The 18,825-nt window shown below is 68.3% G+C and carries 15 protein-coding genes; 12 read left to right on the top strand and 3 right to left on the bottom strand.

Going from position 1 to position 18,825, the window contains the following annotated elements; translation table 11 throughout:
• The first annotated feature begins 398 nt into the window (after window positions 1–398).
• Complete coding sequence (locus LPC10_RS10275; protein ID WP_231346584.1) at window positions 399–1,688, top strand: YjgN family protein; 1,290 nt, start codon at window positions 399–401, stop codon at window positions 1,686–1,688.
• A gap of 7 nt (window positions 1,689–1,695) precedes the next feature.
• Complete coding sequence (locus tag LPC10_RS10270) at window positions 1,696–2,841, top strand: M48 family metallopeptidase (protein WP_231346583.1); 1,146 nt, start codon at window positions 1,696–1,698, stop codon at window positions 2,839–2,841.
• 99 nt (window positions 2,842–2,940) lie between these two features.
• Here LPC10_RS10270 and LPC10_RS10265 read toward each other — a convergent pair whose 3' ends face one another.
• A complete protein-coding gene (locus LPC10_RS10265) occupies window positions 2,941–3,324 on the bottom strand; it encodes a hypothetical protein (RefSeq protein WP_231346582.1) in 384 nt (127 codons plus the stop codon).
• Between the two features lie 202 nt (window positions 3,325–3,526).
• On the bottom strand, window positions 3,527–3,949 hold the full coding sequence (ndk, locus tag LPC10_RS10260) for a nucleoside-diphosphate kinase (RefSeq protein WP_108939953.1): 423 nt from the start codon (window positions 3,947–3,949) through the stop codon (window positions 3,527–3,529).
• 434 nt (window positions 3,950–4,383) lie between these two features.
• On the opposite strand from ndk, the gene LPC10_RS10255 reads away from it, so the two are divergent.
• The 6 genes from LPC10_RS10255 (at window position 4,384) to LPC10_RS10230 (ending at window position 14,200) form a co-directional block, all read left to right on the top strand.
• Window positions 4,384–4,911 carry a DUF2147 domain-containing protein gene (locus tag LPC10_RS10255; RefSeq protein WP_231346581.1) on the top strand — a complete coding sequence of 176 codons (528 nt, stop codon included), beginning with the start codon at window positions 4,384–4,386 and terminating at the stop codon, window positions 4,909–4,911.
• Between the two features lie 358 nt (window positions 4,912–5,269).
• On the top strand, window positions 5,270–7,387 hold the full coding sequence (locus LPC10_RS10250; protein ID WP_231346580.1) for a carbohydrate porin: 2,118 nt from the start codon (window positions 5,270–5,272) through the stop codon (window positions 7,385–7,387).
• Window positions 7,388–7,594: 207 nt separating this feature from the next.
• Window positions 7,595–8,611, top strand: a complete 1,017-nt coding sequence (locus LPC10_RS10245) for an Hsp33 family molecular chaperone (protein WP_231346579.1) — start codon at window positions 7,595–7,597, stop codon at window positions 8,609–8,611.
• Between the two features lie 391 nt (window positions 8,612–9,002).
• Entirely contained in the window at window positions 9,003–10,832 is a 1,830-nt protein-coding gene (gene edd, locus LPC10_RS10240; protein ID WP_231346578.1) for a phosphogluconate dehydratase, read from the top strand.
• A 153-nt stretch (window positions 10,833–10,985) separates the two neighbouring features.
• The gene (eda, locus tag LPC10_RS10235; RefSeq protein ID WP_231346577.1) at window positions 10,986–11,606 is read left to right on the top strand and encodes a bifunctional 4-hydroxy-2-oxoglutarate aldolase/2-dehydro-3-deoxy-phosphogluconate aldolase; all 621 of its coding nucleotides are present in this window, start codon (window positions 10,986–10,988) and stop codon (window positions 11,604–11,606) included.
• 476 nt (window positions 11,607–12,082) lie between these two features.
• The gene (locus tag LPC10_RS10230; protein WP_231346576.1) at window positions 12,083–14,200 is read left to right on the top strand and encodes a TonB-dependent siderophore receptor; all 2,118 of its coding nucleotides are present in this window, start codon (window positions 12,083–12,085) and stop codon (window positions 14,198–14,200) included.
• Between the two features lie 39 nt (window positions 14,201–14,239).
• Here LPC10_RS10230 and LPC10_RS10225 read toward each other — a convergent pair whose 3' ends face one another.
• Entirely contained in the window at window positions 14,240–14,611 is a 372-nt protein-coding gene (locus tag LPC10_RS10225) for a DUF2794 domain-containing protein (protein ID WP_096485005.1), read from the bottom strand.
• Window positions 14,612–15,084: 473 nt separating this feature from the next.
• Between LPC10_RS10225 and bluB the strand changes: the two genes are divergently transcribed.
• The 4 genes from bluB (at window position 15,085) to LPC10_RS10205 (ending at window position 18,618) form a co-directional block, all read left to right on the top strand.
• Window positions 15,085–15,750: a 5,6-dimethylbenzimidazole synthase gene (gene bluB, locus LPC10_RS10220; RefSeq protein ID WP_231346575.1), complete on the top strand. Its 666-nt coding sequence runs from the start codon at window positions 15,085–15,087 to the stop codon at window positions 15,748–15,750.
• A gap of 182 nt (window positions 15,751–15,932) precedes the next feature.
• On the top strand, window positions 15,933–16,448 hold the full coding sequence (locus tag LPC10_RS10215; RefSeq protein ID WP_231346574.1) for a L,D-transpeptidase: 516 nt from the start codon (window positions 15,933–15,935) through the stop codon (window positions 16,446–16,448).
• Between the two features lie 82 nt (window positions 16,449–16,530).
• Window positions 16,531–17,349 (top strand): response regulator, encoded by an 819-nt coding sequence (locus LPC10_RS10210; RefSeq protein WP_231346573.1) that lies wholly within the window; start codon window positions 16,531–16,533, stop codon window positions 17,347–17,349.
• A gap of 78 nt (window positions 17,350–17,427) precedes the next feature.
• Window positions 17,428–18,618 (top strand): DUF2336 domain-containing protein, encoded by a 1,191-nt coding sequence (locus tag LPC10_RS10205; RefSeq protein ID WP_231346572.1) that lies wholly within the window; start codon window positions 17,428–17,430, stop codon window positions 18,616–18,618.
• Window positions 18,619–18,825 lie beyond the last annotated feature (207 nt).

The raw sequence follows: 18,825 nt of genomic DNA, 5'->3' as shown, positions 1-18,825 counted from the left end.
CGTTCGTCGTTTTGGGGTCACGTCATCGGGCTGCCGGTCGCTCCCCGGTCATTCTGGACCCATTCCGCCACGATGGTTTTCACGTGAAATTAACCGTGACGATGCGGGTCTTAACGTCTCTGCTCGATCGTGCCGGTGTCTCTTCTTCCTTGCGAGGCGAAGCCGCGGCCATCCAGGGCGCGGCCCAATCCGGAGATGTCGGGGCCTGGATCGCTTCAGCTTCGCTTCGCGATGACGGCGTCCGGCAAAAACTGAAGCGATGAAACGGAAACAGCGCCCATCACCGGATGAGGCCCATCCATGCCGGAAAGCGCCTAAATCCATGATTGTGCACCAGCGCTGTTGCAACGCACGCGGTGAGGATTCTAGTCTCCCGTCGACCAAGGGGGACTGCAACGATGAACCAGCTTGAGGGCGTGCCGAACCCGGCTCCGGCACGAACGGGCGAGATCGCCTTCGATCGCCGAGTGCCGGGCTTGACCGGTATCGTGGTGAAGGGCTTCCTACTCTCGCTGATCACGTTCTCGATCTACCGGTTCTGGTACATCACCAACCTTCGACGTTACTTCTGGAGCCGCACGATCGTGGCCGGCAGCCCGGCCGAATATCTCGGCAACGGCAAGGAACTGTTCCTCGGCTTCCTCGTGGCGCTGGCCATCCTGGTGCCGGTCTACCTCGTCCTGTTCGTCATCGGTCTCCTGAGCCCGGTGCTGGCCGCACTCGCCGCGCCGATCTCCTTCATCGGCCTGTTCATCCTCGGACAGTACGCCCTGTATCGCGGCCGGCGCTACCGCGCGTCGCGCACGCGCTGGCGCGGCATCCGCCTGGGCCAGGACGGGTCGGGTTTCGCCTATGCCGGGCGGGCCAGCCTGTGGTGGCTCGGGACTCTTCTCAGCCTCGGCCTAGCCTTTCCCTTCATGCGCGCTGCGTTGGAGCGCTACCGCATCGACCACACTCTGGTCGGCCAGAGCCGGATGCACTCAACCGCGACCGGCCGCTCGATCCTGCTGCCGTGGATGATGTTCTACATCGTCGGCCTGCTGCCGATCCTTCTGAGCATCCTGGCGCTGCTGGCGGGCACCGGCTTCGACATTCCGAGCGATCTGCTGATCCAGGATCCGGCGACCGAGAAGAGCAAGCTCATCTTCAACCCGGCCTACGAGGACACGCCGCTCGTCTACTACGCCAGCGCCGTTGGGATCGCCGCGTCCTTCTCGATCCCGCTGGCGCTCCTTCTGATCCCTTACTACCGCGCCCGCGAGACCCGCGCCTTTCTCAATGCGGCGCATCTCGGCGGGGCACGGCTGGCCTCGTCGCTCAAGGCGCGCCAGTTCTACTTCCCCTATCTCGTCTACATGCTGGCGGTGATCGGCTTCATCATCGTGCTCGGCATCATCGTCGCGCTGCTCGTGCCGCTGATCGCCCAGGATGGGGACAATCCGGGCATCCACGCCTTCATCATCGTCTCGACCGTGCTGCTCTATCTCGGCGCGATCCTCGGCACGAACGTGCTCTACGTCCGCATCATCACCGTGCGCCTGTGGCACGCTGTGGCGACCACGATGCAGATCGAGAACCTGCCGGCGCTGGAAGCCGTGCTCGCCTCGACCTGCGCTCCGGCGAGCGGCCTGAACGAGGGGTTGGCCGACGCACTCGATGTCGGCGGCGCCCTCGAAATCGGGTTCTGAGGGATCGATGGAGGCGATTACCACTGAAGGCACGTTCTTCGACGGAATTAGCGCCCGGCCCCGGCCTGTGACGCTGCGGTTGACCTTCCGCCTGGAGGTCGTCGGCGCGGACTTTGCCCGCGACTGGAGCCTGCTCGACCTGCGCGCGTCCGATTCTGCGCCACCCCTGATGCGGATCAACCACGCACAGGGACCGGAAAGCGTGGAGTTCGCCGACGCGCCGTTCGCGGAAGCGTTGACGGCGCGCTGCCCCGACCTGAACCGGACCGAGGGCGGAGACGGCATCACCCGCCTCGTGCTCTGGTCGATCGCCGCCGGCGTGTCCGTGCTGCTGACGGCGATCTACGGCGTGCCGGCAGCGTCCGGCCTGCTCGCGCCGCTGGTGCCGCAGGCGATCGAGACGCAACTCGGGCGCAGCGTCGACGGGCAGATCGTCACCCTGCTCGATGACCCACCCCTCTGCAACGAGGCGGCGGCGCGGGCGGTACTCGACCGGCTGACGGCGCGGCTCACCGAGGGCATGGCGCTGCCGGTGGCGCCGCAGGTCAGCGTGCGCCGCCACAAGGTCGCCAACGCGCTTGCCCTGCCGGGCGGCCGGGTGATCCTACTCTCCGACATCATCGCCAAGGCCAGAAACGGCGACGAACTCGCCGGCATCCTCGCCCACGAATTCGGCCACGTCGCCGCGCGCGATCCGATGCGCTCGGTGATCACGGCGGGCGGCACCTCGTTCCTGCTGAGCCTTGTCCTCGGCGACCTCACCGGCTCGACGGTGCTGGTGACGGTGGGCCAAGCGGCGATCTCGGCCGGCTACTCGCGCGACGCGGAGCGGGCGGCGGATGCCTACGCGGTGGCGGCGGTGAAGCGGGCTGGCGGCGACGGGGCGGCGCTCGCCGCGATCCTCGAGCGCATCACCGATGCGGATGACGAGAAACCGGACGCGATCTCGTTCCTGCGCTCGCACCCGTTCACGGCGGAGCGGGCGGCGCGGATCCGGTCGCTGGCAGGAGAGAAGCCGGCCGGTCCGGGCATCCTGTCGGAGGCCGAGTGGACAAGCCTCCAGGGCATCTGCCCGAAGCCGGCCAAGCCTGAGAAGGCCAAGCCGGAGAAGTCGAAGCCGGATGAAGGCAAGACCAGGACCGAGAAGCTGTAGCTCCGGCTTCGAACGATCGAGACCTCTCGCCGGGGCAGGGGAGAGGTCTGTCTTTTCCCGAAGGGACGACGCGGTGCGCCGCCCCGGTTGTGCCGTCGATCAGACGATCGGGCGCGGCAGCTTGCAGCTGTCGAGGGCGTTCAGCGCCTTCGCGCGGGCCGTGTCGTTGAAGTAGCCGGTGGTGCGGTAGGAGGCGATCTCGTCCTTGTCGAGGGCGGAGAGCGTGCGTTCGGCGTAGCAGCCGCAGGGGGCGGCGAGCGCGTCTTCGGCAACCTTCTGGAACTTGGCCTGAGTCACGGTGCAGGCGTGGCGCACGCGGCCGGTGAGGTTGCTCTTCGAGGCGGTCTTCAGCGCCGGATCGGGCACGTAGCCTTCGAGCGAGGTGTACTGCGTCGAGCGCCCCGCCGAGTTGCAGGCGGCGAGCAGGGAGACGAGGCCGGCCGCGACGAGCAGGCGGCCGGTGCGCGAAAATTGGGGGCGCATGGAGCAAGAATCCGAAGAGAGACGGGAAAGCGTCGATCGTCTGCGTTCTTCGGTCCGCCCGCTCTGCGCCGCTAGGGCAGCAGAGTCACACTCGGCCGGATTGCGCCGTCCCCGACGGTTCGAGGCCACCGCGGCGTCAGCCCCGCGCAAGCTTGAGCGTGTTTCTCGCCGGCCCCGTGACCCGAGGCCGGCGAGGACGGCCTTACGCGGCGATGTCGGCGTCGGTGAAGAACTGCGCGATCTCGAGCTTGGCGTTGTCGGCGCTGTCCGAGCCGTGGACAGTGTTCTCGCCGACGGACTCGGCGAACTGCTTGCGGATGGTGCCGTCGGCGGCCTGGGCCGGGTTGGTGGCGCCCATCACCTCACGGTACTTGGCGACGGCGTTCTCACCTTCGAGCACCTGCACGACGACGGGGCCGGAGGTCATGAACTCGACCAGCTCGCCGAAGAACGGGCGCTCCTTGTGCACCTCGTAGAACTTCTCCGCCTGCTCGCGGGTCATGCGGATGCGGCGCTGGCCGACGATGCGCAGGCCGGCGGCCTCGATCACGGCGTTGACGGCGCCGGTGATGTTGCGGCGGGTCGCGTCGGGCTTGAGGATGGAGAAGGTGCGCTCGTTGGCCATGGTCCGGTCCGGTTCGTTGGAGAAAGGGGTCGCGCGACGCGCTTGAACGAGGGTGGCTCAAATGCCGCCCGAGAGGCTGCCGGCGCGCCGGGCTTATAGCGGTGGAGCGGTGCCCCCTCAACCGACCGGCGAGCGGGCATCAGGACAATCACCTGAAAGCATTCACCCTGGTTTTTGGCTGGCCTCGATCACCGGTGCCGCCTCAGCGGGCTCAGGCGTACGCGCCGAGAAGCGGTCATCGCCCAAGCGGAGCGGTCGGCGATAAGCGCAGCCTTTTTCGGTCTCGCCATGGCTTCAGCGCAACACTGCCGAAAAATCGCCGGATTGCGAGGGCTGATTCGGGAGACGGTTCGCCTGCCCCGGCTCGCCGCCGGGGCGATCCCTTCTCCGCAAGCCACACGCCCGTATCCGGGCTCAGCCTCAGGAGCCAACCCATGCGTATCGCCCTCGGCCTTGCCGCTCTCCTGGCCTCCAGCTCGGCCTTCGCCGCGCCCAAGGATCTCTCCGGAACCTGGCTGACGGGGGATGGGCGCGCCAAGATCCGCATCGATCGCTGCGGCCCGGCCGGTAGCAACGCCTGCGGCAAGGTCGTCTGGCTGAAGTCTCCGGCCGACGATGCCGGCGCGCCGCGCACCGACGTGAAGAACCCCGATCCGAAGAAGCGGGTGCGGCCGATCATCGGCCTCACGCTCCTCGACAACCTCAAGCCGGAGGATGCGGGGTTCGCGGGCGAGATCTACAACGCCGACGAGGGCAAGATCTATCAGGTCAGCCTAGAGCGCGAGAGCGATGCCGAGCTGAACGTGCAGGGCTGCATGCTCAAGGTGCTGTGCGGATCGCAGACCTGGACCCGCGTGCCGGACGTGAACCAGCAGGCCGCCGCGGCCCCGGTGGAGGTGCCGCCCAAGCCCGCGAAGGCCGCCAAGCCGGCTCCGAAGGCGCCCGCCGCCCCGGCGGAGTGACCCGCGCCGCGAGCGACGAAAAAGGGTGTGCCGTCGCCGGCACACCCTGAAGTTTTGCCTAACCTGATGGGGGTCCAGGCGCACCGAAGCTAGGGCTACGCTTGCGCGCGGCAAGGGGACGCGATCGGCCCGAAAGGGCGACCGGAGATCCGCATCGCCCGCCCGCTCCCCGGTTCTTCGGTCCGCCTCCCCGCGCGGCCGTCATCGTCCTGTCGGATGTTTCGGCTTCTCCCTAACGTCGTGGCACCCATGCAACCGTCCTGAAGCCTCGTGCTTCCGCGGGCCGCGGGTGCATTGCGGCGGCGACGGCATCTGCTAGGCCGCTTGAACGGTGGCGGCGGGGGCTGGCGCAGTGTCCATGGCACGCGGGGAGACAAACGGAAAACGTCGCAGGGTCCCGGCAGGACTTGCGGCAGGTTTCGCGGCGCTCCTCGGCCTCCAGCCCGGCTCCGCAGGCGCCGCCGACCTTGGCGAGCGCGCCCGGCCCCGCTTCCTCGATTGGTCCGGCTTCTATGCTGGCCTGCAGGGCAGCGCCGGCGCCTCCTTCGGCAATTACGATTTCGGCCCGACCACGATCGGCTCCCGCCAGGTGCGGTCTGTCTCGACGGGCGACGCCACCGGCAGCCGCGACCTCGGCGCCGACGCCACGACGGTGGTGGGCGGCGCCTTCGCCGGCTGGACCTGGCAGAGCGGCGCGTTTGTCTACGGCATCGAGGCCGATCTCGCCGGCGCCAATCTCAAGCGCGGCCTCCGCTCCGATGCGACCGGCTTCGGCTACGAGGCGATCGATCCGCCCTTCGCCCTGATCCGCGAGAAGACGGACGTGTTCGGAGCCGCCCGCGCGCGGCTCGGTTACGCCTTCGGCAACAACCTGATCTACGCGACCCTAGGGCTCACCGGCGCCAACGGACGGGTGCTCGCCACCTATCCGGACTTGGCCGGGGGACCGACAGGCACCGCCTCTCGCGATATCACCCACCTCGGCTACACGTTGGGCGCGGGCGTGCAGTTCGCGGTCGATCCCCATTTCTCGCTCGGGATCGACTACCGGTACAGCGACTTCGGCGAGAGCCCGCGCTTCGGTCTCGGCACGCTGCCGGGGCCCGACGGCGGGCCGGTGACGACCCGCACCGGCTTCATCTCCAACAAGATGATGGCCCGGCTGATCTGGCACCCGCAGGCGCTGGCCCTGGTGCCGGAGGAGGAGGACGAGGTCCCGAAGGACACCCGCTTCTCGCTGCATGGCCAGACCACTTTCGTGAACCAGGGCGTGAGCGGCTTCCGCGCGCCCTATCGCGGCCCGCAGAGCCTCGTGCCGGATCAAGCACAGGCGACGACCACTGCGACGCTGTTCCTCGGCCTCAAGCTCTTCGAAGGCACCGAACTCTACTACAACCCGGAATTCAGCCAGGGCTTCGGCCTGTCGCGAACCCTGGGCGTGGCCGGCTTCGTCAACGGCGAGGCGCAGAAGGCGGGCGCTCCGTTCCCGAAGCTGCGCTCGAACCGCTACTTCATCCGCCAGACCTTCGGGCTCGGCGGCGAGACCGAGGAAGTGCCCGACGGGCCGAACTCCATCGCCGGCACCCGCGACGTCAAGCGCATCACCGTGATCGCCGGCAAATTCGCGCTCGGCGACTTCTTCGACGGCAACGTCTACGCCCACGACCCGCGGGTCGATTTCATGAACTGGGGTCTGTGGGCGTCGGCTGCCTGGGACTTCCCGGCCAACCTCCCCGGCTTCACGCAAGGGCTGATGGTCGAGTACAACCGCGCGGAGTTCGCGGTGCGCGCCGCCTACACGCAGGTGCCGAAAGAGCCCTCCTCCGACGTGCTCGATCCGCGCGTGTTCGAGCGGGCCGGCGCCGTCATCGAGTTCGAGGGGCGCCACACCCTGCCGGTGCTCGATCAGCCGGGAAAGCTGCGCCTCGGCCTGTTCACGAATGTCGGCAACACGGCGAACTTCCGGCAGGTCGTGGCGCTGACCCAGGCCGGCGCGTTCGCCGACATCAACACGGCGGTCCTGGCCACGCGCGAGCCCCGGCGCAAGAGCGGCCTCTACCTCAATCTCGAACAGGCGCTGACCGCCGATCTCGGCCTGTTTGCGCGGGCGAGCGTCAATGACGGGCGCAACGAGAGCCTGTCGTTTACCGATATCGACGGCTCGGTCTCGGGTGGCCTCTCGCTCAAGGGCACGGCCTGGGGCCGGCCGCAGGACACGATCGGCCTCGGCGCGTCGGCGAATCGGATCTCGCCCTCGCACCGCGCCTATTTCGCCAATGGCGGGCTGGGCCTGCTGATCGGCGACGGCCGCCTCGACAACTACGCGCCCGAGCGGGCCGTCGAGGTCTACTACGCGCTGAACCTGACGAAGGCGGTGACGATGACCCTCGACTATCAGCATGTCGAGAACCCGGCCTATAACCGCGACCGCGGCCCGGCCGACTTCTTCGGCACGCGGCTGCATACGGACTTCTGACCCGTCGCGTCATCGAGCGGCATCGACGGGTTCCCGTTTCGGCTCCGGCCGGCGGCACTCTGGACCGCTCTCGCGCTGTGCCGCAGCACGCCCCATATGAGAGCCTGTCGAGGACGTGCGCCGCCCCTTGCGCTCCCGCCGGTTTGGCGTGATGCCGCCGGATCGGCCGCCCTCCCGCCCCTTTCACCGCTCGGATACGGAGAGCCCATGAGCTCCGGACACGCCCCTTCCTCCATGCCGTCCACGCCCTCGCTCGAGGGTGGCGACGACGCCGTGCTGCCCTTCGCCGTCGAAGCTCTGGACCTGCGCGGGCGCGCGGTGCGGCTCGGGCCGTCGATCGACACCATCCTGCGCCGTCACGGCTACCCCGACGCCGTCGCCCGGCTGATCGGCGAGGCGGCGGCGCTCACCGTGCTGCTCGGCGCCTCGCTCAAGCTCGAAGGCCGCTTCCAGCTCCAGACCAAGACCGACGGGCCGGTGAATATGCTGGTGGTCGATTTCGAGGCGCCCGACCGGGTGCGCGCCACCGCCCGCTTCGACGCGGAGCCGGTGGCGGCCCTCGGGCCGAAGGCGCGCGCCGCCGACCTCATGGGTCGGGGCCATCTCGCCATGACCATCGACCAAGGGCCGACCCAGAGCCGCTACCAGGGGGTCGTCACGCTCGACGGCCAGAGCCTGGAGGAGGCCGCGCACCAGTATTTCCGCCAGTCCGAGCAGATTCCGACGCTGGTGCGCCTCGCTGTGGCCGAGCAGATGGAGGCCGGCGAGAGCCGCTGGCGGGCCGGCGGCCTGCTGGTGCAGTTCCTGCCGACCTCGCCCGACCGGATGCGCCAGGCCGACCTGCCGCCCGGCGACGCGCCTGAGGGTCACGACATCCTCACCGGCGCGCCCGCCGAGGACGATGCCTGGACCGAGGCGCGCAGCCTCGTCGGGACGGTCGAGGACCACGAACTGGTCGATCCGGCGGTGTCGAGCGAGCGGCTGCTCTATCGGCTGTTCCACGAGCGCGGCGTGCGGGTGTTCGATGCGCAGAGCGTGATCGAGCGCTGCCGCTGCTCGCAGGAACGGGTGATCGGCATGATCCGCTCGTTCTCGGCTGAGGAGCGCCGGGACATGGTGGCGGATGACGGCACCATCGGCATCACCTGCGAGTTCTGCTCGCGCCGCTACGTCCTCGATCCGGTTGAGATCGAGCGGGAGATTGCCGCCGCGCCGGGCGCGTGACGGGATCTGACCACGCGCTCTGCGCGACGTGTCGCGCGCCCGACGCCTCATGGAAGCCGAACGCGATCGTGCCGGTCTGCCTGACCACACGGTGGCGTCGGCGCTCCACGTAAAGGCCTGATCTGAGTTCGGATTCCACCGATGGGCCGCTCCAACCACACGCTCAGCCTTTCCGCGACACAGACCAGCGTTGGAGGAGGGCCGACCCGAACCGAACGCCGTCGCGCTGCGACGGACAGCCGGATCTCCGGCCCACAGCCGCTCATTGCGAAGCATGAAAACGTTCTCACAAGCGTGATGCGGTTTGGAGCCTCTCCATGTTAAGGGGAGCGCGGGCCCCGATTGTGTGGGCCTGTCCGTGCCGTCGATATCCGAACGAGGCGAACGAGCCATGCCGGAGCTTCACCCCGAAGTCGCCGCGGTCACCGAGCGCGTCATCGCGCGCTCCCGCGACAGCCGCCGGGCCTATCTCGATCTGATCGAGCGCGAGAGGGAGGCGGGCGTGCACCGCCCGAAGCTCGCCTGCGGCAACCTCGCCCACGGCTTCGCGGCCTCCGGTGAGGACAAGCCGGCGATCATCGCCGGGCGCGCGATGAACATCGGCATCGTCACCGCCTACAACGACATGCTCTCGGCGCATCAGCCCTACGGGCGCTACCCGGAGCAGATCAAGATTTTCGCCCGCGAAGTGGGCGCCACGGCGCAGGTCGCCGGCGGCACGCCGGCCATGTGCGACGGGGTCACGCAAGGGCAGCGCGGCATGGAGCTGTCGCTGTTCTCCCGCGACACCATTGCCCTCTCGACGGCGGTGGCGCTCAGCCACGGCATGTTCGAGGGCGCGGCGCTGCTCGGCATCTGCGACAAGATCGTGCCGGGCCTCATCATCGGGGCGCTGCGCTTCGGCCACCTGCCAATGATCCTGATTCCGGCCGGTCCGATGCCCTCGGGACTCGCCAACAAGGAGAAGCAGCGCATCCGCCAACTCTACGCCGAGGGCAAGGTCGGGCGGAAGGAATTGCTGGAGAGCGAGTCCGCCTCCTATCACGGGGCTGGCACCTGCACCTTCTACGGTACGGCGAACTCCAACCAGATGATGATGGACGTGATGGGCCTGCACATGCCCGGCGCCTCCTTCATCAATCCGGGCACGCGGCTGCGGCAGGCGGTGACGCGCTCCGCGATCCACCGCCTCACCGAGATCGGTTGGAACGGCAACGATTACCGGCCGCTCGGGCGCTGCATCGACGAGCGTGCGATCGTCAACGCCATCGTGGGGCTTCTCGCCACCGGCGGCTCAACCAACCACGCGATCCACCTGCCAGCCATGGCGCGCGCCGCCGGCATCGTCGTCGACTGGGAAGATTTCGACCGGCTCTCCGGTGTGGTGCCGCTGATCGCCCGGGTCTACCCGAACGGCGCGGGCGACGTGAACCACTTCCACGCCGCCGGCGGCATGTCCTACGTCATCGCCGCGCTGATCGATGCCGGCCTTCTGCACGACGACATCCTCACGGTGGCGGGCACGCGCCTGCGCGACCACGCCCGCGACCCGAAGTTCTTGGGTGACGGGGACGAGCTGACCTTCGAAGAGGCGCCGGCCGAGCCGCTGGACGACACGATGCTGCGCCCGCCCGCAAACCCCTTCCAGCCGGATGGCGGGATGCGGCTGGTGAAGGGCAATCTGGGACGGGCCACCTTCAAGACCAGCGCGGTGGACCCCGAGCGCCGCACCATCGAAGCCCCGGCCCGCGTCTTCTCGGATCAGGACGACGTCATCGCCGCCTTCAAGGCGGGCGAGCTGGAGCGGGACGTCGTAGTGGTGGTGCGTTTCCAGGGGCCGCGCGCCAACGGGATGCCGGAACTGCACAAGCTCACCCCGCCGCTCGGCGTGCTGCAGGACCGCGGCCACAAGGTGGCGCTCGTCACCGACGGGCGGATGTCGGGGGCGTCGGGCAAGGTGCCGGCGGCGATCCATCTCAGCCCCGAGGCCGTCGGCGGCGGCCCGATCGGCCGCATCCGCGACGGCGACATCATCCGCCTCTCGGCCGAGCAGGGTGTGCTGGAGGTGCTGGTCGATCCGGCCGAGTGGGAGGGCCGCGAGGACGCGGTGCAGCCGCCGGACGGCCTTGGCACCGGCCGCGAGCTCTTCGCCTTCATGCGCCAGGGCGCCGACGACGCCGAACGAGGCGGCTCGGCGATGCTGGCGGCGGCGGGGTTGTGACATCCGCGCCGTCATTGCGAGCGTGAGCGAAGCAATCCGGCGGACGCGATATCTTCGGAAAGGTCGCGCTCTGGATTGCTTCGGCTTCGCCTCGCCATGACAGAGAATCCATCTGAAGCGTTCGAACCGGCCGCACGAAGAGTGGAGACCATCATGAGCACCATCGACGCGCTGATGCGCTCCGTTCCCGTCATCCCCGTCTTGGTGGTGGAAGATGCCGCCGACGCGGTGCCGATCGCCGAGGCACTGGTCGGCGGCGGGCTCACCGCCCTCGAAGTCACGCTACGCACCCCCGCGGCGCTCGACGTGATCCGGGCGATGTCGAGCGTCGAGGGCGCGGTGGTCGGCGCCGGCACGGTGCTGAACGCGCGCGATCTCGATGCCGCCATCGGCGCCGGCGCCAAGTTCATCGTCAGCCCCGGCCTGACCGCGCCGTTGACCGAGGCGGCGATCGCCTCCGGCCTGCCCTACCTGCCGGGGGTCGCGACCTCCGCCGACATCATGCGCGGCCTCGACCACGGGATCGACCGCTTCAAGTTCTTCCCAGCGGAAGCGGCCGGCGGGCTGAAGGCGCTGAAGGCCCTGGCCGCCCCCTTCGGTCAGGTGCGGTTCTGCCCCACCGGCGGCATCACCGAGGCGAGTGCGGGCGAGTGGCTCGCCCACCCGGCCGTACTCTGCGTCGGCGGAAGCTGGGTGGTGCCTGCGGGCAAGCCCAACCCGGCCGCGATCCGGCGGCTCGCCGAGGCGGCCGCGAAGCTGCGCCCGAACCGATAAGGTTTTCACCCGAAGACTGCCCTTCGTCTTGCAAACTCAGGGATCTCCGGATGCCTCTTCGGCACCGGAGTCTCTTCAGGCCGCCACCGGCCGTGAGTCGCGGGTGGCCCCGCGATTTTCGCGGCCGAAATCTGACTTTGACGCCCAAGGTCGGGCAGATTATAATTCTTCCCAAATAGGCCGTTGCTATTCCGCAACATTGCTGTCTAATTGTCTACGTTTTATCTCTTCCAGACTAAGAAAATCATCTTAAAATACATAGATTTAGATATCATATTATAATTGTTCCAATAAGAATCTTCGATTCTGTCGTTTGTTAAAGCCCGCTACCCGCTTGATCCCCGTCAGACGATGTCGTCATGACCGCCCAGCGGCGGAACGACGTCGTCAAATATTGACAAGAAGACGGGGGCGAGAACGTGAGACGTCGCGGAACGAATGAAGTCGCCGGTGTACTTTTGACTGGGACCGCCGCTGTGTTTGCGGCGTCCGCACAGGCACAGCCGGTCGTGCCGGTGCTAGAGACGCCAGCCGCGGTGGCGCTGGATGAATTGGCCGTCGAGGGTCTTGCTCGCGGTGCCCTGCGCCTTGAGCCGCAGGGCGGCGTCACGGTCGGATATCTCGGCAAGGCGACGCGCACCGCCACCAAGACGCCGACGCCTCTCATCGACACGCCGCAATCCGTCTCGGTCGTCACGCGGGAGCAAATCCTCGACCAGGGCTTCCAATCCATCGGCGAGGCGACGCGCTACGTGCCGGGCGTGATCCAGGCCCAGGGTGAAGGCAACCGGGATGAACTGATCATCCGTGGGCAGCGCTCCAATGCCGACTTCTTCGTCAACGGCATCCGCGACGACGTGCAGTATTACCGCGACCTCTACAACATCCAGCGCATCGAGGTGCTGAAGGGCCCCAACGCGATGACTTTCGGGCGCGGCGGCGGTGGCGGCGTCATCAACCGGGTGCTCAAGGAAGCCGACGGCGTGCCGGTTCGCGAGATCGTCGCCCAGGGCGGCCAGTTCGCCAACAAGCGCGTCGCGCTCGATGTCGGCGACCGCGTCTCGGACAGCGTGTTCTTCCGGATGAACGGCGTGTCCGAGGACACGGCGACCTATCGCGACTTCGTCGACATCCGCCGTTACGGCGTGAACCCGACGATGACCTTCCTGCTCGGGCCACAGACGACGCTGAAGCTGTCCTACGAGTATTTCCACGACGACCGCACCACCGATCGCGGCATCCCCTCGCAGTTCGGCCGGCCCTACCGGTATCGCGAGAACCGGGCGACCTATTTCGGCAACCCATTCCTGTCGCCGACCTACGTCAACGCCCACATCGCTACGGCGCTGCTCGACCACGTCTTCGAGAACGGCGTCGTGATGCGCAGCCAGTCACGCATCGCCGACTACGAGAAGTTCTACCAGAACGTCTTCCCCGGCGGGGCGGTGAACGCGGCCGGCACGGCGGTCAACATCTCGGCCTATAACAGCCAGACGGACCGGACGAATTACTTCAACCAGACCGACTTCACCTACCAGTTCCTCACGGGACCCGTGAAGCATACCTTGCTCGGCGGCTTCGAGCTCGGCTATCAGGAAGGCTTGAGCCTGCGCCAGGACGGGTTCTTCGCGACCACGGGCACCCAGAACCTCGTGGTGAACCCGCTCTCGCCGGTATCACGCGTCGGCATCACCTTCCGCAACATCGCCAGCGGCGCCAACAGCCGGTACGATCTCGGCCTCGCTGCGGCCTATGTGCAGGATCAGATCGAACTCAACGAGCACGTCCAGCTCATCGGCGGCCTGCGTTTCGACCATTTCGACTTCGCCGCGACCGACCGGCGCACCAACGTCACCAATGCCCGTGTCGACAATCTGATCTCGCCCCGCGCCGGCGTCGTGGTGAAGCCGCTGCCGAACCTCGCCTTCTACACGAGCTACAGCGTCTCCTACCTGCCCTCCTCCGGCGATCAGTTCAGCGCCTTATCGCCGGGTCTCGTCATCGCCGAGCCGGAGAAGTTCGAGAACACGGAAGTCGGCGTGAAGTACGACGTGTCCCCCGTGCTTCAACTCACCGGCGCGCTGTTCAACCTCGACCGCTCCAACCAGCGCATCGCCGATCCGAACCGCCCCGGCTTCTTCCTCACCTCGGGCCAGACCAACACGCAGGGCGCGGAGATCGGCGTCAACGGCGCCATCACCGATTGGTGGTCGGTCGCGGGCGGCTACGCCTTCACCGACGCGCGCATCACCAGCAATCTCTCCCCCACGATCGTCGCCGGCAACTTCGTCGGCCTCGTTCCGCTGAACGCCTTCACGCTGTGGAACAAGTTCGACATTGACCAGCGCTTCTCGGTCGGCGTGGGGTTCATCAACCAATCCCACACCTTCGCGACCTCGGATCAGACCGTGCGGCTTCCGAGCTATTCGCGCTTCGACCTCGGACTGTTCTACCGGATCAACGAGAATGTACGCGCGCAGGTGAATATCGAGAACCTGTTCGACCGCAATTACATCATCTCGGCGCATAACAACAACAACATCCTGCCCGGCGCGCCCCGCACGGTCCGGGCCCAGATCGTCGTCCGCTGGTAGGCCAGACGCCCCCGCTTCCGGGCACGCCCGGAGGCGGGATCACACCGCCCGCAAGGGCCCCTCCAGCACGCCGATGACGCGGGCGAGATCGTTGCCGCGCTTCATCACGAGCCCGCTCGCCGCAATCACCGCGTAGGCGCCCTGGCGGCGCGCGAGCTTGGGATCCTTCTCGATCCGGTAGAGCGGCATCTCGGAGGTGCGGCGGTAGATCGAGAACACCGCCTTGTCGCGGCGGAAGTCGAGAGCGTAGTCGCGCCACTCGCCCTCGGCGACGCGCCGTCCGTAGAGATTGAAGATGGTTCGCAATTCGTCGCGCTGGAAGGCGACTTGCGGGCTCGTCGAGGACGGAAACGGGATGACCTGACTGTCTCGGTCGTTCGAGCGGTGATCGACGCTCTGTCCCTCACTCATCGTCGCTCCCGTAGCGGTGCCGCCGTTCTGCGGCGAGGGTCAGATGATGGGACTCGTCGGCGGCGCCCGCAAGGTGCTTCGCCGGCCATCGGTTATCCCCGTCGTTCACGATACGATTCCGGGGCGGAACGAAAGACTCATGTGCGTCGCCGCACGGTAAGGTGGCAAACATCACCGTCTCGCCGCGATCTCGCCTTGCCATCGCCGCCGCAAACGCTTTCACTGTGGCTTGAAACCTCGTCGGCCTGTCCACCGCGGCTGCGCCTGAACCCGAGCTCCCCAGCCCTCGGGCAATGCCGCGGATCTTCGGCGAGCCGACACCCAGAGGTTTCGAGACCCAAGGACTTCAGGCGGCCTCCTCGGAGCGCCGCCCTTTTTTCGTGGCGATGCCGGACGCCGGCCAAGGCCGCGGCGACGACCATCTTGGTTGATCATCTTGGCATCCGCGCCCGCCGGCGCGAGAAGCGGCGGCGATGTCCGAACCTCCTTCCCCCCCGTCGGTCGATCCGCCCGCCTTCGACGCCGCCTTCCGGGCCCGCCTCGCGGATCTCTTCGCGTGGCGACGGGACGTTCGGCGCTTCCGCTCCGATCCGGTCGATGAGACCGTGCTGCGGACCTGCCTGGATCTCGCGGCGCTGGCGCCCTCCGTCGGCAACAGCCAACCCTGGCGCTTCGTGCGGGTCTCCGATGCCGGGCGGCGCGCGGCGGTCGCCGCGAGCTTCGAGCGCTGCAACGCCGCCGCCCGCGCGGGCTACGCCGACGAGCGGGGCGCGCTCTACGCCCGCCTGAAGCTCGCGGGCCTGCGCGAGGCGCCGGTCCATCTCGCGGTGTTCTGCGATTCCGCGACCGAGGCCGGCCACGGGCTCGGCCGGGCGACCATGCCGGAGATGCTGCGCTACTCGGTGGCGGCCTGCATCCACGCCTTCTGGCTCGCCGCCCGCGCCCACGGCCTCGGCGTCGGCTGGGTCTCGATCCTCGAACCCAGCGCCGTGACGCGGACCCTCGACGTTCCGGACGCCTGGGATCTAATCGCCTATCTCTGCGTCGGGCACCCGGTCGAGGAGCATGCTGACCCGGAACTCGTCCGCCACGGCTGGCAGGAGCGGCGCCCGGAGACGGTCCGCCTTCACGAGCGCTGAGGCCCTCACCGGACGCCGACTTCGTTACTTAAAATTTGTCGGAAGTTCTGAGGCTGCGATTCGCTCTCTCGCCAAAAGATCGTGCATGAGGCCCGCATTCCGCCACGCGTAAAGCAAAGCGGCAAGCTGGAACGTTGGATCGTCTTCGCCAGTTACGCTCCAGCTCGGAAAGGCGATCTTCGATGTTCGGAACAGGCAAGTACAGGGTGCGTCTCGCGGGCGCGCTCGTGGCGGTGTTGTGCGCGGCGGGCGCCGCACAGGCCCGCGAGGTCGTCCCGTTCGCCGACGGGATCGGGCCGGGCACGATCGTGGTGCGCACCAACGAGCGCCGGCTCTATCTCGTCAACGGCGACGGCACGGCGATCCGCTACCCCGTCGCGGTCGGCAAGCCGGGCAAGCAGTGGAGCGGCGCGACCCAGATCGACGGCAAGTACTACCAGCCCGACTGGTCGCCCCCAGCCGAGGTGAAGCGCGACAACCCGCGCCTGCCCAACCTCATCCGCGGCGGCTCACCGAGCAACCCGATGGGCGTGGCCGCAATGACCCTGCGCGGCGGCGAGTATGCGATCCACGGCACCAACCGGCCGCACTCAATCGGCACCTTCGCCTCCTACGGCTGTATTCGCATGTACAATCAGGACATCGCCGACCTGTTCGGGCGTGTCTCCGTCGGCACGCAGGTGTATGTGATGCGCTGAACGCTCGGCGGTTCGCGCCGCAGCCATCCGCCGCGCCACCGAGAAGCGGCGGGTGCCCGCAGGCCGACCCTGGGATCCGCCGGTGACCGCATCGCCCACCCTCCTGATTGCCGATCCGGACGAGGAGACCCGGCTTGCCCTTGCCGAGGCAGTGGGCCGGCTCGATCCGGGTGCGAGGATCGTCGAGGCGGCCGATGGAAGCGCGCTGAACCATGCGCTCGCCACTTCCCACATCGACCTCCTGTTCGTCGATGTGCTGCTGCCGCAGACCAACGGCGCCGACATCCGACGCTGGCGCGAGGCGAGCAACCCGCGCGGCCTCGTCGTCCTCGTCACCGACATGCTCGCCCCCCGCTGGCCCGCCACGGCCCGCCGCGTCGGCGCCTACGACGTGATCCTCAAGCCGCTGGGGGATCTCCATATCGGCCGCCTGCTCGCCGCCCACCGGATTCTGTCGCGCTCCCTCGACTGCCTCGTCGTCGATCCGGGCCAAGCGACGCGCACGCTGGTGCGCAAGCTCCTCGGGCAGAGCCATTTCTCGTTCCGCATCCGGGAGGCCGCCGGCGGGCGGGAGGCGGTCCGGCTCGGGGAAGCGGGGCCGATCGATCTCGCCATCATCGAGATGAGCCTGCCCGATTATCCTGCCCTCGAAGTTGCCTGCCGCATCAACGACCGCCATCCCGAGGCCCGCATCCTGATGACGGGGCCGCGGATCGAGGAGGGCATGCAGCGCCAGCTCTCCACCTTCGGCGCCTCCGGCTTCCTGCCTAAACCGTTCCAGTTCTTCGACATCGACAAGGCGGTGCACGAGAGCTTCGGCCTGTGGCACCCCTACCTCATCAACGCGCTCCGGCGCGAACACCGGCTCGACGCCGAGCCAGCGGTGGGGCAGGCTGTCTAGCGCGCCCTCGGAGCCGGCATCGGCCTGCCCGAAAGCGCCGACCCGCAAGCCTTGAACCCCGTTTCCCAGCCGAGAGCGATGCAGGACCAGACGCCGGGCGACCGCCCCGGTCCACAGCACCCCTATTCGCGCGCGCGCCTCAATGACCTCGTCCGGCACATCGAGGAGGCCTTGCGCAGCGGGGACACGGCGCTCCAGTCGAAGCTCGTCCTGCAATCGGCGGAATTGCTGACCAAGCGCTGGTCGCGTCTCCCGCCGCCGGACAAGCCGGCCTTCGACGCGCTGCTCGTGACCCTATGCGGCCAGATCGATACGGCGGCGCGCCGGGCCTTCGCCGAGCGGCTCGCCCCGTTGCGGCTCGGGCCGCCGCGGACCGCCCAGGCGCTCGCGCGTGATGCCTCCGCCGCCGTCGCAGCACCGCTCCTCGCGGGCTGCTCCAGCCTCGGCGACGACCTCCTGTCCGAAGTCGCGGCCTCGGGCGGCGACGGGCATCGCCGCGCCATCGCCGCGCGCCCGAGCCTGCCCCCGCCCCTGACGGATCGGCTGGTGCATCACGGCGACGGCCGCGTCGCCGTGCGGCTGCTCGACAATCCGGGCGCCCGCTTCTCCGAGGCCGGTTTCATCGGCCTGATCGCCCATTGCGAGCAAGCGGAGGCGGTGACGCTTCGCCTCGCGCTTCGGCCGGACCTTCCATCCCCACACCGGCCGACGCTTCTCAAGCTGACGCGGCAACGGGCGACCGACGCGCTGGAAGCCGATCTCGGCGGCGACGGGGCCACCCGCCTGCTGGACCTGGCGACGGAAACCCTGGCCCGTCCGGTCGCGGAGGACCGCGTCGCGCGGTTTCGCGCCTCGCTCGACGTCATCGGCTCCCGGTTCACCGGCCCGCACCGCGGCCCGAACGCGTCCCACCTCGAACGCTGGATCGACCTGAACCGGATCGAGGACGGGCTCGCCGCCATCGCCCATGCCACCGGCCTCCCGCTCCCCATGACAGTGGCCGCCTTCGACGCGCCCGCACCGGCAACACTCGCCGCGATCCTGCGCGGGCTCGGTCATCCCTGGCCGGTGCTGAAGGCGCTGCTCGTCCGACGCTTCGGCGAGACGCTTTCGCCCGCCATGGCCGACGAGACCTGGACACTGCACCGGCGCCTGCGGCTCGGCACGGCGCGCCGCCTGATCCGCTGCGCAGCGATGCCGATGGGCTGCGCGGCCTTCCTCGACGAGGCCGAGGCGGATGACGGAGCCTCGGACGGAGCCGGGCCGTAGGCGGCCTGTAGAGCATCGTCCCGAAAAGAGGCCACCGGCTTTCGGAAGAGAGCGCTCCCGAAATAAAAGCCTCGAGCGGAAAAAGCGGCGATGATGCGCCGGGCGCCCTATGGAACGGCGAGACGACATCGCAGCGAGAAGGACCTGGGATGAGGAACGGATCGCGGTCGGATCGCTGCAGCCCTCGGCGTGGCCGAGGAGGTTCGG

Source organism: Methylorubrum sp. B1-46, from assembly GCF_021117295.1.
Taxonomy (GTDB): domain Bacteria; phylum Pseudomonadota; class Alphaproteobacteria; order Rhizobiales; family Beijerinckiaceae; genus Methylobacterium.
The sequence above is the reverse complement of the archived record's forward strand: the minus strand, read 5'-3'. Positions and strand labels throughout refer to the sequence as shown.

Coding starts and splice junctions, on each gene's coding strand:
- LPC10_RS10265 (WP_231346582.1), bottom strand. CDS start 3,324: ATGCGCCCCCAATTTTCGCGCACCGGCCGCCTGCTCGTCGCGGCCGGC.
- LPC10_RS10250 (WP_231346580.1), top strand. CDS start 5,270: ATGGCACGCGGGGAGACAAACGGAAAACGTCGCAGGGTCCCGGCAGGA.
- LPC10_RS10255 (WP_231346581.1), top strand. CDS start 4,384: ATGCGTATCGCCCTCGGCCTTGCCGCTCTCCTGGCCTCCAGCTCGGCC.
- edd (WP_231346578.1), top strand. CDS start 9,003: ATGCCGGAGCTTCACCCCGAAGTCGCCGCGGTCACCGAGCGCGTCATC.
- LPC10_RS10205 (WP_231346572.1), top strand. CDS start 17,428: ATGCAGGACCAGACGCCGGGCGACCGCCCCGGTCCACAGCACCCCTAT.
- LPC10_RS10275 (WP_231346584.1), top strand. CDS start 399: ATGAACCAGCTTGAGGGCGTGCCGAACCCGGCTCCGGCACGAACGGGC.
- LPC10_RS10225 (WP_096485005.1), bottom strand. CDS start 14,611: ATGAGTGAGGGACAGAGCGTCGATCACCGCTCGAACGACCGAGACAGT.
- LPC10_RS10215 (WP_231346574.1), top strand. CDS start 15,933: ATGTTCGGAACAGGCAAGTACAGGGTGCGTCTCGCGGGCGCGCTCGTG.
- eda (WP_231346577.1), top strand. CDS start 10,986: ATGAGCACCATCGACGCGCTGATGCGCTCCGTTCCCGTCATCCCCGTC.
- ndk (WP_108939953.1), bottom strand. CDS start 3,949: ATGGCCAACGAGCGCACCTTCTCCATCCTCAAGCCCGACGCGACCCGC.
- LPC10_RS10270 (WP_231346583.1), top strand. CDS start 1,696: ATGGAGGCGATTACCACTGAAGGCACGTTCTTCGACGGAATTAGCGCC.
- LPC10_RS10245 (WP_231346579.1), top strand. CDS start 7,595: ATGAGCTCCGGACACGCCCCTTCCTCCATGCCGTCCACGCCCTCGCTC.
- bluB (WP_231346575.1), top strand. CDS start 15,085: ATGTCCGAACCTCCTTCCCCCCCGTCGGTCGATCCGCCCGCCTTCGAC.